Below are 16077 nucleotides of genomic sequence, written 5' to 3' on the forward strand. Positions count from 1 at the left end.
CCATGTTTTTAATTTATTGAATTTAATGTGTTTTTTATTTTCCGATAAATCTGTTGATGTCAAAATGACAATGGTTAAAATAGTCGATATGACTATGTGGATTGTCAGAATGACTATGAGGCGACAATGAGTTTCTCCGTCGAGGCCCTGGCGAAAATCGCCATTGATTTACAAAGCGATCTCGGCCACGCCGACCGTTTTTCCCGGCTGATTACCACCCTGCGGCAGATACTCGGCTGCGATGCTTCGGCGCTGCTGCGTTACGAAGCGCACCAGTTTGTGCCGCTGGCGATTGATGGCCTGGCCCAGGACGTGCTTGGCCGGCGCTTTGCCCTTGAAGGCCACCCGCGGCTGGAGGCGATTGCCCGCGCGGGGGACGTGGTGCGTTTCCCGGCGGATAGCAGCCTGCCGGACCCCTATGATGGGCTGATCCCCGGTCAGGAGAGCCTGAAGGTGCACGCCTGCGTCGGCCTGCCGCTGTTTGCCGGGCAAACCCTGATCGGCGCGCTGACCCTCGACGGCATGGATGCGGACCGTTTTGACAGCTTCAGCGACGAGGAGCTGCGCTTGATTGCCGCGCTGGTGGCCGGGGCGCTGAATAACGCGCTGCTGATCGCCCGGCTGGAGAGCCAAAACGTGCTGCCGGAGCAGGCTATCGTATATCCGCCAGCCGAACGTCAGGAGATCATTGGCCTGTCGGCGCCGATGCTGCAGCTGAAGAAGGAGATCGACATCGTCGCGGCTTCCGACTTAAACGTGCTGATTAGCGGCGAGACCGGGACCGGCAAAGAGCTGGTGGCGAAAGCGGTCCATCAGGGATCGCCGCGGGCGGCCAATCCGCTGGTGTACCTTAACTGCGCGGCCCTGCCGGAGAGCGTGGCGGAGAGCGAGCTGTTTGGTCACGTTAAAGGGGCGTTTACCGGGGCGATCAGCAACCGCAGCGGTAAATTTGAAATGGCGGACAACGGGACGCTGTTCCTCGATGAAATCGGCGAGCTGTCGCTGGCGCTGCAGGCCAAGCTGCTGCGGGTGCTGCAGTATGGCGATATTCAGCGCGTCGGCGACGATCGCAGCCTGCGGGTTGATGTGCGGGTGCTGGCGGCCACCAACCGCGACCTGCGTCAGGAGGTGGTGGAGGGGCGTTTTCGCGCCGATCTGTATCATCGTCTGAGCGTGTTTCCGCTATCGGTTCCGGCGCTGCGCGAGCGGGAAAATGACGTGGTGCTGCTGGCCGGCTATTTCTGCGAACAGTGCCGTTTGCGCATGGGGCTGGCGCAGGTGATTTTAAGCGAGGCGACGCGGGCCAGACTGCTGGCCTGGCCGTGGCCGGGCAACGTGCGCGAGCTGGAGCACGCGATTCATCGGGCGGTGGTGCTGGCGCGGGCGACGCAGGCGGGTAATGACATCGTGCTGGAGCCGCAGCATTTTCAGCTGGCCGGGGAAGCGCCGGCCTTGCCGGGCGTCAGCCCGCAGCCGGCGGCGGAAGCGGTGAGCCTGCGTGAGGCGACGGAGGCGTTCCAGCGCGAAGCGATAGCCAGCGCGCTGGCGGCTAACGGCCGCAACTGGGCCGCCGCCGCCCGCGCGCTGGGGCTCGACGTCGCCAACCTGCACCGGCTGGCGAAGCGTCTGGGCCTTAAAGGATCCCGGCCTGATAAAAGTTCTGCAGGTTAATCGCGCCGACCAGCTGGCCGTTTTTATCCACCACCGGAGCGGCGCTGATTTTGTGCTTCATCAGGCGCTCTTTGGCTTCTATCGCGCGGCTTTCCGCCTGCAGGGTGACGCCGTTGCGGGTCATCGCCTGGCTGACGATATCCTGCAGGTTGCCGCCGCCCACCAGCCAGCGGCGCAGGTCGCCGTCGGTAAACACGCCCTGCACGTGATTGCGCTCATCGCAGACCGCCACCAGCCCCAGGCCGGTGCGGCTGAGTTCGAGCATCGCGTCCATCACGCTGGTGTCGACGTCTACGCGCGGCACGTCGCCGTCACGGCGCATCAGATGGTGAACCTTGTTCAGCAGCCGCGCGCCCAGCGCCCCAGCCGGGTGCGAACGGGCAAAATCTTCTTCGTTAAAGCCGCGGGCCTGCATCACCGCCATCGCCAGCGCGTCGCCGAGCATCAGGGTATTGACGGTGCTGGAGGTTGGGGCGAGGTGCATCGGGCAGGCTTCGCGTTCCACCGCGATATCGAGCACCGCTTTCGCCGCCAGCGCCAGCGGCGACGTGGATTTACCGGTCATCGCCAGCAGCGGAATCGACTTCTCCTCCAGGCGCGGGACGATAAGATCCAGCTCTTTGGCGCTGCCGGAGTAGGAGATAAACAGCATCACGTCGCGGCTGTCGAGCATCCCGAGATCGCCGTGCAGCGCTTCCGCCGGGTGGACGAAAAATGCCGGGGTGCCGGTACTGGCGAAGGTGGCGGCCAGCTTTTTACCAATATGGCCCGATTTGCCGATACCGGAGACCACCAGTTTGCCCTCGCAGTGGATGATGGTTTCCGCCGCGCGGATGAAGTCGTCGCCCAGGCGTTCAGGCAGGCGGCTCGCCTCCTGAAGCTCCAGCATTAGGGTCTGGCGTCCGGCTTCTAACAGAAAGTTACTCATGATGTTCTCCAGTAATAATGACTTCGATGCCTTTGTCTTCCAGCGCCTGCTTAAATTCCGGGCTGATATCGGCATCGGTAATCAGTTTGTCCACGCTCTCGAGGCCGCAGACGATATTGGGACTTTTACGGCCAAACTTTGACGAGTCGGCCATCAGGATAACTTCGCGGGCGGCATTGCACATCGCTTTGCTGACCGTATAAACCTCATTAAAGGTGGTGACGCCGGCGATTAAATCAATCCCGTCGGTGCCCATAAACAGGCGGTCGAAGCTGAATTGTTCGAAGGCGTTTTCCGCCAGCTGGCCGTGAAAAGAGGCCGATTTCTTGCGAAACGTGCCGCCCGGCATCAGGATGGTTTGCTCATTATCCAGTTCGGAGAGGGCGTTGACGATATGCAGGCTGTTGGTCATCACGGTGATGTTGTTGAAGCGGCTGAGCATCGGCACCATTTGCAGTACGGTGCTGCCGGCATCAAGAATGATCGAGTCGCCATCGTGAATAAAGCTGACCGCGGCTTCGGCAATCCGCTCTTTTTTATGGGTGTTGATCAGCGTTTTGTGGTCGATGGGCGGGTCGGCCTCGTCTTTATTTAACACCACGCCGCCGTAGGTGCGGATAACGGTACCGGCATTCTCAAGGATCACCAGATCCTTACGGATGGTCGTGCCGGTGGTGTCGAAGTGTTGCGCCAGCTCTTCGACCGAGCATTTGCCCTGCGATTGCAGGTGCTCGAGAATGGCTGCCTGGCGCTGACGTGGTTTCATAGGCGTTGTATCCTGCGTTTAAAGTTTCGAAATGATAATTTCGCAAGATATTAACGTTCACAACGAAATTATCCATGTTTCGGATTAAGCGCTAATGATAGTGCATTCTGACAGAGCGGATCATTGGGAAAGATCACATCAGGCTGCAATTCCTTAAGATGTTTGCCGTGGAGAGCGGGAATTTTTCGCGGCCTGGCGAAGACGGTGAGGCCTTTCATTAACAGCGTATCGCGGATGCGGTCGTCTTCGTCGACGGCGATGGCGACGACGGCCCGCGGCTTGAACCGCCCCGAGGAGCGGCCCACGCCGACGCGGCCCTGCTGGCACAGCCGATCGAACGCGCGATTGAACTGGCGGATTTGCCAGCCGCCAAAGGCAAGCTGGGTTATCCAGGCGATGGCGGCGACGGTGATGAGCGCGGTAACCATAAAATCTCCTTAAAGTGTGGGAAAATTCCCCCGGAGGCGGCGCGTTGCGCCTGTCCGGGCTACCAGAAAGCCGCATAATCGGTAGCCCGGACAGATGCGCAGCATCGCCTCCGGGAAAACAGTGCGCAACGTTTTAAAACATCACCTGCCCGCCGGTGACGTTAATGGACTGGCCGGTGCAGTAGGAAGCCTGCGGGCTGGCGTAAAACATCAACACGTTAAGTACGTCCTGGTAATCGCAGCCGCGCTTCAGCGGGACTTTGTCGATGTAATACTGCTCGACCTGCTCCTCCGGGATCCCCAGCTTGGTGGCGTACTGCGGCAGCAGAGACTGGAACATCGGCGACTTCAGCAGGTTGCCGAGCATCAGGGAGTGCACGGTAATCCCGTACTCCGCGAGGTCCAGCGCCAGCGACTGCGTCAGCCCCACGCCGCCGAACTTCGCCGCGCTATAGCCGGAGTTATGCTTGCTGCCCACTTTGCCGGATTTAGAGTTGATCTGAATGATGCGACCTTTAATGCCGTCGCGGATCATCAGGCGGGAAAACTCGCGGGCGCAAAGGAAGTAGCCCACCAGATTCACCTGCAGCGAGCGGTCGAAATCCCCCAGCGCGAAATCGCTGATAAACGCCGCTTTAGCGATCCCGGCGCTATAGACCAGCAGGTCGACGCGGGAAAAAATGTCGTCCACCCCGCGGGCGAGGGCGACGACGCTGGCTTCGCTGGTGGCGTCCGCGCCGAAGCCCCACGCCGTTCCTTCGCCATATTCCGCGTTAATCGACTGTGCGACGCGGGTCGCTTTATCGCTCTGAATATCGACCACCGCCACGCGATAGCCTTCTGCGGCAAGCCCGCGACACAGAAACTCCCCTAAGGTTTGTCCCCCACCAATGACAACAGCAACCTGATTCATACTTTTCTCCTTACAGCTTAAGCAACAAATTTCAGTACGCAGCCGGCGGCGATGCCTTCCGGCACCGGGCCCGCCACGTGTACGGTTCCGGGGAATTCCGCTTCGCGGTGACCGTCAAAGCGCAGCGTGATATGGCCCAGCTCGCGCAGGTTCTGCTCGGCGACGTCGCCGACGGCGGTGACCGGGTAGCGCAGCTCGCCAAGCTGGAGCTCAGCGCCCGGCACCAGCGCGCCGGAGAGCTCGCCGTGGTTGTGAATAAAGCAGTACTCTTCGATATCGGCCGGGGCGCCTTCGCGGAAGGTGATCAGCATCTGCTCGTCCAGCGCCATCGCCGCGCTGGCGCCGATATGGGTAATGGTGGTCTGGTAAATCACGGTCATCTTCAGGCACCTCTTATTGGTAAATAAATCCGGAAACGAACCAGGCGATCAGCACCGTTGGCGCGCCGGTCAGGAAGCGGCTCACCAGAACCGACGGTACGCCGACGCGCACGGTGTCCTGGCGCGCTTCCGCCAGCGACAGGCCAACCGGGATAAAATCGCAGGCGGCCTGGGCGTTGATGGCGAACAGCGCGGGCAGGGCGAGATGCGGCGGAATATTGCCAAGGCCAATCTGCACGCCAATCAGCACGCCGATAACCTGGGCGATGACCGCGCCGGGGCCGAGAAACGGCGACAGCAGCGGGAAGGAGCAGATCAGCGCCAGGGTGACGAGGCCCAGCGGATGGCTGGCGAGCGGCGCCAGACCGTGGGCAATCCAGTCGCCGATGCCGGAGGCCATGATGATGCCGATCAGCGCCGAGACGAAGGCCATAAACGGCAGAATGGTTTTTAGCACCGTATCGATGGTGTCGCGCCCGGCCTGGAACAGCACCGCCACGACGGAGCCCATTCCCATACCAACTTTGGCCAGCAGGCCGTCGCTCTGCTCGGTGATCTTTTTGCTGGTGTCATAGTCGCGGGCCGCCGGCTGGGCAGGCGCGGCCTGCGGGGCCGGGGAGTGCCCCTCTTCCAGGGCGAAAATGTTCTCCTCTTTGACGCCGGAAACGTAAATGTCTTCGACGATATACTGCGCCAGCGGACCCGATTTGCCGGTCGCGTGGATATTAATGGTCGGGATGCGGCGCTTCGGGTAGATACCGCAGCGCAGGGTGCCGCCGCAGTCGATAATCGCCACGCCGATTTCCGCTTCCGGCGGCTCGCCCTCTTTGAAGCCATCGACCGCCTGCCAGCCGGTGAGGCGGGCAATTTTATCGACGATCGCCGGGCGGGTGCCCGCGGTGATATAGACAATCTTTTTATCGGCAACGGCGTCGAGTTCGAGCGGGCCGCCCCAGCCGCCGGCGCCTTTTTCAATGCGAATACGGGTCATGATGTCGCTCCTGACAGATGCACTTTCTGCTCAAGCTGGATGGCCATTTTTTTCTCAAAAATCGACGTGGTCAGGTCGGTCACCCAGCCGCGGAAGAAGTTCGTCACCAGGCCCACCAGCAGATAGCTCACCGCCAGCGGCCCTAACGGCAGACCGAGGGTGGTGAGTCCATTGGCGATCCCCAGATAGACGAACAGTTCGCCGGGGTTGATGTGCGGAAACAGGCCGTTCATTGAGTGGCAGCTGTAGGAGGCCGCCGCGTAGTAGCTCGGTTTGTATTTCTCGGGCATAAAGCGCCCAAGGCTCAGGGTCATCGGGTTACAGAAAACGAAGGTGCCGATGCAGGGCAGCAGCAGGTAGCGGGAGATCGGATTACCGGCGCAGCGTTGCGCCAGCTTTTCGATCCGCTGCTGACCAATAAAGTTGATCAGCGCGTTCATGATCACCAGCAGACTGATCAGCAAAGGCAGGATCCCGGTGACCATACCGGTGAACACCTCGCCTCCCTTCTGAAACAGGCCGATAAACCATTCGGCGCCGTGGGTAACGACTTCAATCATTGTTCTCTCCTTCAGCGTGTTATTTTTCTTGCTAACTGGCAGCTGATTTTAATCATTTTAAAAGGTTTGAAATTGTTATATTGATCGCAAAATGAAAGATAAATATTTTATTTTGAAAGATTGTGGCTGAAATGAGCGAAGGATCCGGCGGGGTGGGAGGAAAAAGAGCGATAAAAAAGAATTTACATTGCCGCCGCTTCCTTGTGAGCGGGCGCATGCTTTACCATAATTACCCCTTGCCGATTTGTTAAATGGATGTCCCATGTTGAAGCGTCGTTCCCTGGCTTTACTCCCCCTGTGCGTTCTCCTCGCTGCCTGCAGCAGCAAACCTCAAACTCCTGCTGAAAAGGAAATGGCGGGCGGTACGGGCGGTTTTTTACTCGAGCCGCAGCATAATGTGATGGAGATGAGCGGCGATTTCGCCAATAACCCGGCGGCGGAACAGTTCATTGATAAAATGGTGAGCAAGCACGGCTTCGACCGACAGCAGTTGCATCAAATCCTCTCCCAGGCCAAACGCCTGGATTACGTGCTGCGTCTGATGGACCGTCAGGCGCCCACCGGGCTGCCGCCGTCAGGGCCAAACGGCGCCTGGCTGCGCTACAAAAAGCAGTTTATTACCCCGGATAACGTGCAGAACGGCGTGGCGTTCTGGAACCAGTATCAGGATGCGCTCAACCGCGCGTACCAGGTATACGGCGTGCCGCCGGAGATTGTCGTCGGGATTATTGGCGTCGAGACCCGCTGGGGCCGGGTGATGGGGAAAACCCGCATCCTTGATGCGCTGGCGACGCTGTCGTTTAACTATCCGCGCCGCGCTGAGTACTTCTCCAGCGAGCTGGAAACGTTCCTGCTGATGGCGCGCAGCGAACAGGACGACCCGCTCGATCTGAAAGGCTCCTTCGCCGGCGCGATGGGCTACGGTCAGTTTATGCCCTCTTCTTATAAGCAGTACGCCGTGGACTTTAACGGTGACGGGCATATCAACCTGTGGGATCCGGTCGATGCGATCGGCAGCGTGGCGAACTACTTCAAGCAGCACGGCTGGGTGAGCGGCGATCTCGTGGCGGTACAGGCGCTAGGCCAGGCGCCTGGGCTGAACAATGGGTTCAAAACCAAATACAGCGTCTCGCAGCTGGCGGCGGCAGGACTTACCCCGACTCAGCCGCTGGGTAACCATCAGCAGGCGAGCCTGCTGCGTCTGGACGTCGGCACTGGCTACCAGTACTGGTACGGCCTGCCGAACTTCTACACCATTACCCGCTATAACCACAGCACCCATTACGCGATGGCCGTCTGGCAGCTGGGTCTGGCGGTTTCTCAGGCCCGCATGCAGTAATCCCGCCTTCTGCGCTCCTCTCCGTCCGGAGAGGAGTCTGTAACATTTTGCAGCATTTCCTTTTGTTGACGCCAATTTACATTTCACGCCTCTTTTAATATTGTTATGTTATAACGTTTTATTGAGGCGTAAACATTGACTTCCTTATTGATGACTTCAGGCATCGCCCGGTTGGGGATGGCCTGCGTGCTGCTGGCCGCTCTGTGGCTGGCAACCTGGTGGGCGGTATCGCTGCCATGATTGAGCTCGATCACCTGGTGGCGGGCTATGAGGGCCTGGCGATTACGCCGTCGCTTAGCGGCACGCTTGCAACGGGGAGTATGACCGCGATCGTCGGCCTGAACGGCTGCGGGAAATCGACGCTGTTAAAGACGCTGGCCGGGTTTATTCCGCCGGTCAGCGGCCGCCTGAACTGGCGCGAGGGACGGCCGGTTATCGGCTGGCTGGCGCAGCGGCATGCGCTGGAGTCGCAGTTTCCGCTCACGGTGCAGGATGTCGTCAGCCAGGGGGCCTGGCCGCGCGTATCGCTGCTGCGCGGGCTCGGCGGAGAGGTGCGTCAGCGCATCGTCGCAGCCATAGAGCGGGTGGGGCTGTTAACGCTGGCGAAAACGCCGATTGAGGAGCTCTCCGGCGGCCAGTTTCAGCGCATGCTCTTCGCGCGGGTGATGGTGCAGCGCGCGCCGCTGGTGATGCTCGACGAACCGTTTACCGGCATCGATGAAGCCACCTGCCGCGAGCTGATGGCGCTGATCCTGGAAATGTATCAGCAGGGGCAGACGATTCTGGCGGTGCTGCACGATAACCAGCGGGTCGCCGACTATTTCCCGGAAACGATGCTGCTGACGCCGCAGCGCGCCCGCTGGGGCAGTACGCCTGATGTGCTTCCCGCCTTTCACGGCGCGAGGCTGGCATGATCTGGCATACGTTCATTCAGCCCTTTATCGAATTTGGCTTTATGCGCCGCGCGCTGCTGGTGTGCCTGGCGTTGTCCCTGAGCACCACCATGCTCGGCGTCTTCTTACTTTTACGCCGCATGAGCCTGATGGGCGATGCGCTCTCGCATGCAATTTTGCCCGGCGTGGCCGCGGGCTATCTGCTCAACGGGATGTCGCTGCTGGCGATGACCGTCGGCGGTTTTATCGCCGGCATCGCGGTCGCGCTGGTGGCGGGGTGGGTCAGCCGACGCACGCCTTTAAAAGAGGATGCCAGCTTTGCCGGATTTTATCTCGGCTCCCTGGCGCTGGGCGTCACGCTGGTCTCGCTGCGCGGCTCTAACGTCGACCTGCTGCATCTGCTGTTCGGCTCGATTCTGGCGGTGGACAGCGATTCGGCGGTGTTTGTGAGCGGCGTCGCCAGCCTGACGCTGATCGGCATCGCCCTGTTTTATCGCGGCCTGGTCAGCGAAGCCTTCGACAGCGTCTGGCTTCAGGTAAACGCGCGAAGATTGCCTGCGCTGCTGCACGGCCTGTTTCTCGCCCTGCTGGTGCTCAATCTGGTGGCCGGGTTTCAGGTGCTCGGCACGCTGATGGCGGTGGGGGTCATGATGCTGCCCGCGGTCGCGGCGCGCTGCTGGGCGCGGACGCTGCCGGGCATTCTGCTGCTGGCGGCGCTCATCGGCGGCTTTTGCGCATGGATGGGGCTGAGCCTGTCGTGGGCGGCAAACCTGCCAGCCGGGCCCGCTATTGTGCTGACCGCCAGCGGTATCTTTTTTATATCGGTGTTTTTTGGCACGCGCAGCCGGCTGGTTGTCGGCTGGCGTAAATTAATGGGGTAAGGAACATGATGAAACGTACCGGGATATGGCTGGCGCTGGCGTTGGGTCTGGCATCGCACGGGGTGATGGCGAAAACGCTAAACGTGGTGAGTAGTTTTTCCGTATTAGGCGATATGGCGCAGCAGATTGGCGGCGAACATGTGCATGTAGATACGCTGGTGGGGCCGGACGGCGACCCGCACACCTTTGAACCCTCGCCGAAAGACAGCGCGCTGCTGAGCAAAGCCGATGTGGTGGTGGTGAACGGCCTGGGACTGGAAGGCTGGCTGGACAGGCTGATTAAGGCATCGGGGTTTAAAGGCGAGCTGGTGGTGGCTTCCGGCGGCGTAAAAACCCATACGCTGGAAGAAGATGGCGCAACGGTAACCGATCCGCACGCGTGGAACAGCGCCGCGAACGGTGCGCTGTATGCGCAGAATATCCTCAACGGCCTGGTGAAAGCCGACCCGGAGGATAAGTCGGCGCTGGAGGCCTCCGGTCAGCGCTATATCAGCCAGCTCAATGAGATCGATCGCTGGGCAAAAGATCGGTTCAGCGCCATTCCGCAGGCAAAGCGTAAGGTGCTGACCAGCCATGACGCGTTCGGCTATTTTGGCCGCGCTTATGGCGTGACCTTCCTCGCGCCGCAGGGATTGTCTTCGGAAAGTGAAGCCAGCGCGGCGCAGGTGGCGGCCTTAATCAAGCAAATTAAAGCCGACGATGTGCATACCTGGTTTATGGAAAATCAGCTTGATCCAAGACTGGTTAAACAGATTGCCAGCGCAACGGGCGCGCAGCCGGGAGGAGAGCTCTACCCTGAAGCGCTCTCTAAACCGGGCGGCGTGGCGGACAGCTACGTGAAAATGCTGCGCCACAACGTGGAGCTGATTGCGGCGAGTATGAAATAAATGAAGCCGGCCCGCCGCGGGCCGGTTAACTGACCTTATTATTCTGCAAGTATCTGTTTGAATTTTTTTTAATTAATGTCAATCCACAGACAATACTGCTCACCCCCAGCAGGATCTGTACGCCTTGGTACAGCGAGTTAAATGAGCGGGTAAACATAGGCAGTAGCGCGGTAAACAGTGACACGACGCCGCAGATAAACAGACGCAGGCGTATTCACGTTCTGCTCGGAGGTCATCGCTGCTTTAGCCATTCCTGGTAACCTCGTATTTCACTCTTCCTTATACGTGCGATGAATTGTATACCGGCGCCCCCTGGCGGCTATCCGAAAATACGCCGTCGGGCGCGGTCGATGTTTTTCGGAAGCCGACTCGTAAATTCGTTACCTCATCCCCATATCTCTGCTGAAAGTGCTATCTTTGATGGCCTGGTTGTACAGCTTACGTGGGGCGACGAATGACAGATTCCGAATTAATGCAGCTGAGCGAGCAGGTGGGGCAGGCGCTGAAAGCGCGCGGCGCGACGGTGACCACGGCGGAGTCCTGCACCGGCGGCTGGGTCGCCAAAACCCTTACCGATATCGCCGGTAGTTCGGCATGGTTTGAGCGCGGTTTTGTGACCTACAGCAATGAAGCGAAATCGCAGATGATTGGCGTCAGCGAAGCGACGCTGCTTGAGCATGGCGCGGTGAGTGAACCGGTGGTCGTGGAGATGGCGATTGGCGCCCTGCGCGCGGCCCGCGCGGACTATGCGATTTCGGTCAGCGGCATTGCCGGACCGGATGGCGGCAGCGCGGAAAAGCCGGTGGGAACCGTCTGGTTTGGCGTCGCCAGCGCCAGCGGACAGGGCGTGACCCGGCGCGAATGCTTCGCTGGAGACCGCGAGTCGGTACGCCGCCAGGCCACGGCCTATGCGCTAAATCTCCTCTGGCAACAATTTCTACAAAATACTTGATACTGTATGACTATACAGTATAATTGCTTCAACAGAACAGAATTCACTACCCGGTTACACCCGGCATGAGAGGAGTAATAATGGCTATCGACGAAAACAAACAGAAAGCGTTGGCGGCAGCACTGGGCCAGATCGAAAAACAATTCGGTAAAGGCTCCATCATGCGCCTGGGTGAAGACCGTTCCATGGATGTGGAAACAATCTCCACCGGCTCGCTTTCCCTTGATATCGCCCTGGGCGCAGGCGGCCTGCCGATGGGCCGTATCGTCGAGATCTACGGACCTGAATCTTCCGGTAAAACCACGCTGACGCTGCAGGTTATCGCCGCCGCGCAGCGCGAAGGTAAAACCTGTGCGTTTATCGATGCGGAACACGCGCTGGACCCGGTTTACGCACGCAAGCTGGGCGTCGATATCGACAACCTGCTGTGCTCCCAGCCGGATACCGGCGAACAGGCTCTGGAAATCTGTGACGCGCTGGCGCGTTCCGGCGCGGTAGACGTTATCGTCGTCGACTCCGTTGCGGCGCTGACGCCGAAAGCGGAAATCGAAGGCGAAATCGGCGACTCTCATATGGGCCTCGCGGCGCGTATGATGAGCCAGGCGATGCGTAAACTGGCGGGCAACCTGAAGCAGTCCAACACGCTGCTGATCTTCATCAACCAGATTCGTATGAAAATTGGCGTGATGTTCGGTAACCCGGAAACCACCACCGGCGGTAACGCGCTGAAGTTCTACGCCTCCGTGCGTCTTGACATCCGTCGTATCGGCGCGGTGAAAGAGGGCGACAACGTCGTCGGCAGCGAAACCCGCGTTAAAGTGGTGAAAAACAAAATCGCCGCGCCGTTTAAACAGGCTGAATTCCAGATCCTCTACGGTGAAGGTATTAACTTCTACGGCGAGCTGGTCGATCTCGGCGTGAAAGAGAAGCTGATCGAGAAAGCCGGCGCCTGGTACAGCTACAACGGCGATAAAATTGGTCAGGGTAAAGCGAACGCAATCTCCTGGCTGAAAGAGAACCCGGCTGCGGCAAAAGAGATTGAGAAGAAAGTTCGTGAACTGCTGCTGAGCAATCAGGACGCCACGCCGGACTTCGCGGTTGATGGCAACAGCGAAGCGGAAACCGAACAGGATTTCTGATATCGTCTGAACAGACTAACAAGGGGCCGCTTACGCGGCCCTTTTGCTTTTTTGATTAGCGAGGCTGCCCGTGACTGAAACTTCATCCCGCCGCTCTGACTACGCCAGGCTGCTGGATCGCGCGATTCGCATTCTGGCAATGCGCGACCACAGCGAACAGGAGCTAAGGCGCAAACTGGCCGCGCCGGTTATGAGTAAAAACGGCCCGGAAGCGTTAAACGTGACGCCGGAAGAGGTCGATAACGTCGTTGAATGGTGTATTGAGAACCGCTATCTGGACGACGAACGCTTTGTTCGTCAGTTTATTGCCAGCCGCAGCCGCAAGGGATACGGCCCGGCGCGCGTCCGCCAGGAGCTAAAGCAGAAGGGGATTTCCCGCGAGACGATAGAGGCAGCCATGCGCGAGTGCGAAATCGACTGGGCGCAGCTTGCCAAAGAGCAGGCGCAGCGAAAATATGGCGAACCCCTGCCCACCGTATTTGCCGAAAAAGTCAAAATTCAGCGCTTTTTGCTCTATCGCGGTTATCTGATGGAAGATATTCAGGAAATCTGGCGAAATTTTGCAGATTGACCCATCCGGGATTTTACTTCCCCGTGAAGAAAACTTATCTTATTCCCACTTTATTTTCGTGAGTAGCCTGCCGGTCAATACTGGGTAGTGGCTGCCAGCGACATTTCGTTAGCTTGATTTCAGGATAATTATGAGCAAGAGCACCGCTGAGATCCGTCAGGCGTTTCTCGACTTTTTCCATAGTAAAGGACATCAGGTAGTTGCGAGCAGCTCCCTGGTGCCGCATAACGACCCGACCCTGCTGTTTACCAACGCCGGGATGAACCAGTTCAAGGATGTCTTCCTTGGTCTCGACAAACGTAATTATTCGCGCGCGACCACCGCGCAGCGTTGCGTTCGTGCGGGTGGTAAACACAACGATCTGGAAAACGTCGGCTACACCGCGCGTCACCACACCTTCTTTGAAATGCTGGGCAACTTTAGCTTCGGCGATTATTTCAAACAGGACGCCATCAAATACGCATGGGAACTGCTGACCGGTGAAAGCTGGTTCGCCCTGCCGAAAGAAAAACTGTGGGTGACCGTTTACGAAACCGACGATGAAGCGTTCGATATCTGGGCAAATGAAGTTGGCGTACCGCGCGAGCGTATTATCCGCATCGGCGACAACAAAGGCGCGCCGTTTGCTTCCGATAACTTCTGGCAGATGGGCGACACCGGGCCGTGCGGCCCCTGCACCGAAATCTTCTTCGACCATGGCGACCATATCTGGGGCGGCCCTCCGGGAACGCCGGAAGAAGACGGCGATCGCTATATTGAGATCTGGAATATCGTCTTCATGCAGTTCAACCGTCAGGCTGACGGAACCATGGAGCCGCTGCCGAAGCCGTCCGTAGATACCGGTATGGGCCTCGAGCGTATTGCCGCCGTGCTGCAGCACGTCAACTCCAACTACGATATCGATCTGTTCCGCGATCTGATTAAGAGCGTGGCGAAGGTTACCGGCGCGACCGATCTCTCTAACAAGTCGCTGCGCGTTATCGCTGACCACATTCGTTCCTGCGCGTTCCTGATAGCCGATGGCGTTATCCCGTCGAATGAAAACCGCGGCTACGTGCTGCGCCGCATCATTCGCCGCGCAATTCGCCATGGCAATATGCTGGGCGCGAAGGAGACCTTCTTCTGGAAACTGGTTGCCCCGCTGATTGACGTGATGGGTTCCGCCGGCGAAGAGCTGAAACAGCAGCAGGCTCAGGTTGAGCAGGTGCTGAAGACCGAAGAAGAGCAGTTTGCCCGTACTCTGGAGCGCGGACTGGCGCTGCTGGATGAAGAGCTGGCTAAACTGCAGGGCGACACGCTGGACGGCGAAACCGCTTTCCGCCTGTACGATACCTACGGCTTCCCGGTTGACCTGACCGCGGACGTTTGCCGCGAGCGCAACATCAAAGTTGATGAAGCGGGTTTTGAAGCGGCAATGGAAGAGCAGCGCCGTCGCGCGCGCGAATCCAGCGGCTTTGGCGCGGACTACAATGCGATGATCCGCGTCGACGGCGTCTCTGAGTTTAAGGGCTATGACAGCCTGGAGCTGAACGGCAAAGTCACCGCGCTGTTTATCGATGGCAAAGCGGTTGATGCGGTTAACGCGGGCCAGGAAGCGGTGGTCATTCTCGATCAGACGCCGTTCTACGCGGAATCTGGCGGCCAGGTGGGCGACAAAGGCGAACTTAAGGGCGCCGGTTTTTCCTTCCAGGTCAACGACGCGCAGAAATACGGTCAGGCCATTGGTCATATCGGTAAAGTCACCGGCGGCTCGCTGAAAGTCGGCGACGCCGTGCAGGCCGATGTTGATGAGGCTCGCCGTCAGCGCATCCGCCTCAACCACTCCGCAACGCACCTGATGCACGCGGCGCTGCGCCAGGTTCTTGGTACGCACGTTGCGCAGAAGGGTTCTCTGGTTAACGACAAAGCGCTGCGCTTTGACTTCTCGCATTTTGAAGCGATGAAGCCGGAGGAGATCCGCGCGGTAGAAGATCTGGTGAACGCGCAAATTCGCCGCAACCTGCCGATCGAAACCAATATCATGGATATTGACGCTGCGCGTGAATCCGGCGCGATGGCGCTGTTTGGCGAGAAGTATGACGATCGCGTTCGCGTGCTGAGCATGGGTGATTTCTCCACCGAGCTGTGCGGCGGTACGCACGCCTCGCGCACCGGTGATATCGGCCTGTTCCGCATTACCTCTGAATCCGGCACCGCCGCGGGCGTGCGCCGTATCGAAGCGGTCACCGGCGAAGGTGCGATGGCGATGCTGCATGCGCAAAGCGATCAGCTGAGCGATATCGCGCAGCTGCTGAAAGGGGACACCCACAGCCTCGGCGACAAAGTACGTGCCGCGTTAGAACGCAGCCGTCAGCTGGAAAAAGAGCTGCAGCAGTTGAAAGAGCAGGCTGCTGTGCAGGAGAGCGCAAATCTCTCCAGCAAAGCGGAAGAGATTAACGGCGTTAAGCTGCTGGTCAGCGAACTGGCTGGCGTTGAGCCGAAAATGCTGCGTACTATGGTTGACGATCTGAAAAATCAGCTGGGTTCAACGGTTGTTGTGTTGGCCACGGTCGCAGAGGGTAAGGTTTCTCTGATTGCAGGTGTGTCTAAGGATGTGACAGACCGCGTGAAGGCAGGGGAACTGATTGGTATGGTCGCCCAGCAGGTGGGCGGTAAAGGGGGCGGTCGTCCGGATATGGCGCAAGCCGGCGGTACCGATGCGTCTGCTCTCCCTGCTGCGTTGGCCAGTGTGAAAGGCTGGGTAAGCGCAAAACTGTAATAACTATAATTGCATAGATG

At 59.0% G+C, this 16077-nt stretch carries 16 protein-coding genes; 9 read left to right on the forward strand and 7 right to left on the reverse strand.

The window, feature by feature from the left end; translation table 11 throughout:
- Positions 1–126: 126 nt before the first annotated feature.
- Positions 127–1671, forward strand: coding sequence for a nitric oxide reductase transcriptional regulator NorR (gene norR, locus ACE3MN_RS05850; protein ID WP_375364307.1), 1545 nt, complete (start codon positions 127–129; stop codon positions 1669–1671).
- Here norR and gutQ read toward each other — a convergent pair.
- From gutQ to srlA, 7 genes are all read right to left on the reverse strand, one after another.
- Positions 1634–2599, reverse strand: coding sequence for an arabinose-5-phosphate isomerase GutQ (gene gutQ / locus ACE3MN_RS05855; RefSeq protein ID WP_224251419.1), 966 nt, complete (start codon positions 2597–2599; stop codon positions 1634–1636). The genes norR and gutQ overlap by 38 nt on opposite strands.
- Entirely contained in the window at positions 2592–3365 is a 774-nt protein-coding gene (locus ACE3MN_RS05860; RefSeq protein WP_049088690.1) for a DNA-binding transcriptional repressor, read from the reverse strand. The genes gutQ and ACE3MN_RS05860 overlap by 8 nt, the downstream gene beginning before the upstream one ends.
- A 68-nt stretch (positions 3366–3433) precedes the next feature.
- Entirely contained in the window at positions 3434–3793 is a 360-nt protein-coding gene (gene gutM, locus ACE3MN_RS05865) for a transcriptional regulator GutM (protein WP_024358436.1), read from the reverse strand.
- Positions 3794–3926: 133 nt separating this feature from the next.
- Positions 3927–4706: a sorbitol-6-phosphate dehydrogenase gene (gene srlD / locus ACE3MN_RS05870; RefSeq protein WP_004132228.1), complete on the reverse strand. Its 780-nt coding sequence runs from the start codon at positions 4704–4706 to the stop codon at positions 3927–3929.
- A 17-nt stretch (positions 4707–4723) separates the two neighbouring features.
- Positions 4724–5086, reverse strand: coding sequence for a PTS glucitol/sorbitol transporter subunit IIA (srlB, locus tag ACE3MN_RS05875; RefSeq protein ID WP_004132227.1), 363 nt, complete (start codon positions 5084–5086; stop codon positions 4724–4726).
- 13 nt (positions 5087–5099) lie between these two features.
- Positions 5100–6077 (reverse strand): PTS glucitol/sorbitol transporter subunit IIB, encoded by a 978-nt coding sequence (locus ACE3MN_RS05880; RefSeq protein WP_004132226.1) that lies wholly within the window; start codon positions 6075–6077, stop codon positions 5100–5102.
- Complete coding sequence (srlA, locus tag ACE3MN_RS05885; RefSeq protein WP_004104818.1) at positions 6074–6637, reverse strand: PTS glucitol/sorbitol transporter subunit IIC; 564 nt, start codon at positions 6635–6637, stop codon at positions 6074–6076. The genes ACE3MN_RS05880 and srlA overlap by 4 nt, the downstream gene beginning before the upstream one ends.
- Positions 6638–6899: 262 nt before the next feature.
- Here srlA and mltB point away from each other — a divergent pair, with 262 nt between their 5' ends.
- The 8 genes from mltB to alaS all read left to right on the forward strand — a co-directional run bounded on the left by mltB (position 6900) and on the right by alaS (position 16057).
- Positions 6900–7976 carry a lytic murein transglycosylase B gene (gene mltB, locus ACE3MN_RS05890; RefSeq protein WP_049099725.1) on the forward strand — a complete coding sequence of 359 codons (1077 nt, stop codon included), beginning with the start codon at positions 6900–6902 and terminating at the stop codon, positions 7974–7976.
- 203 nt (positions 7977–8179) lie between these two features.
- Positions 8180–8890 carry a metal ABC transporter ATP-binding protein gene (locus ACE3MN_RS05895; protein ID WP_165909807.1) on the forward strand — a complete coding sequence of 237 codons (711 nt, stop codon included), beginning with the start codon at positions 8180–8182 and terminating at the stop codon, positions 8888–8890.
- Positions 8887–9750: a metal ABC transporter permease gene (locus ACE3MN_RS05900; RefSeq protein ID WP_024358432.1), complete on the forward strand. Its 864-nt coding sequence runs from the start codon at positions 8887–8889 to the stop codon at positions 9748–9750. Before ACE3MN_RS05895 ends, ACE3MN_RS05900 begins: the two co-directional genes overlap by 4 nt.
- Positions 9751–9758: 8 nt before the next feature.
- Positions 9759–10637: a metal ABC transporter substrate-binding protein gene (locus tag ACE3MN_RS05905; protein ID WP_004132219.1), complete on the forward strand. Its 879-nt coding sequence runs from the start codon at positions 9759–9761 to the stop codon at positions 10635–10637.
- Between the two features lie 454 nt (positions 10638–11091).
- A complete protein-coding gene (pncC, locus tag ACE3MN_RS05910; protein WP_049087226.1) occupies positions 11092–11589 on the forward strand; it encodes a nicotinamide-nucleotide amidase in 498 nt (165 codons plus the stop codon).
- An 80-nt stretch (positions 11590–11669) separates the two neighbouring features.
- On the forward strand, positions 11670–12728 hold the full coding sequence (gene recA, locus ACE3MN_RS05915; protein ID WP_024358430.1) for a recombinase RecA: 1059 nt from the start codon (positions 11670–11672) through the stop codon (positions 12726–12728).
- A gap of 70 nt (positions 12729–12798) precedes the next feature.
- Positions 12799–13299, forward strand: coding sequence for a recombination regulator RecX (gene recX / locus ACE3MN_RS05920; protein WP_024358429.1), 501 nt, complete (start codon positions 12799–12801; stop codon positions 13297–13299).
- A 130-nt stretch (positions 13300–13429) separates the two neighbouring features.
- The gene (gene alaS, locus ACE3MN_RS05925; protein WP_024358428.1) at positions 13430–16057 is read left to right on the forward strand and encodes an alanine--tRNA ligase; all 2628 of its coding nucleotides are present in this window, start codon (positions 13430–13432) and stop codon (positions 16055–16057) included.
- Positions 16058–16077 lie beyond the last annotated feature (20 nt).

The organism is Klebsiella grimontii (assembly GCF_042137965.1).
Classification (GTDB): Bacteria; Pseudomonadota; Gammaproteobacteria; order Enterobacterales; family Enterobacteriaceae; genus Klebsiella; species Klebsiella grimontii.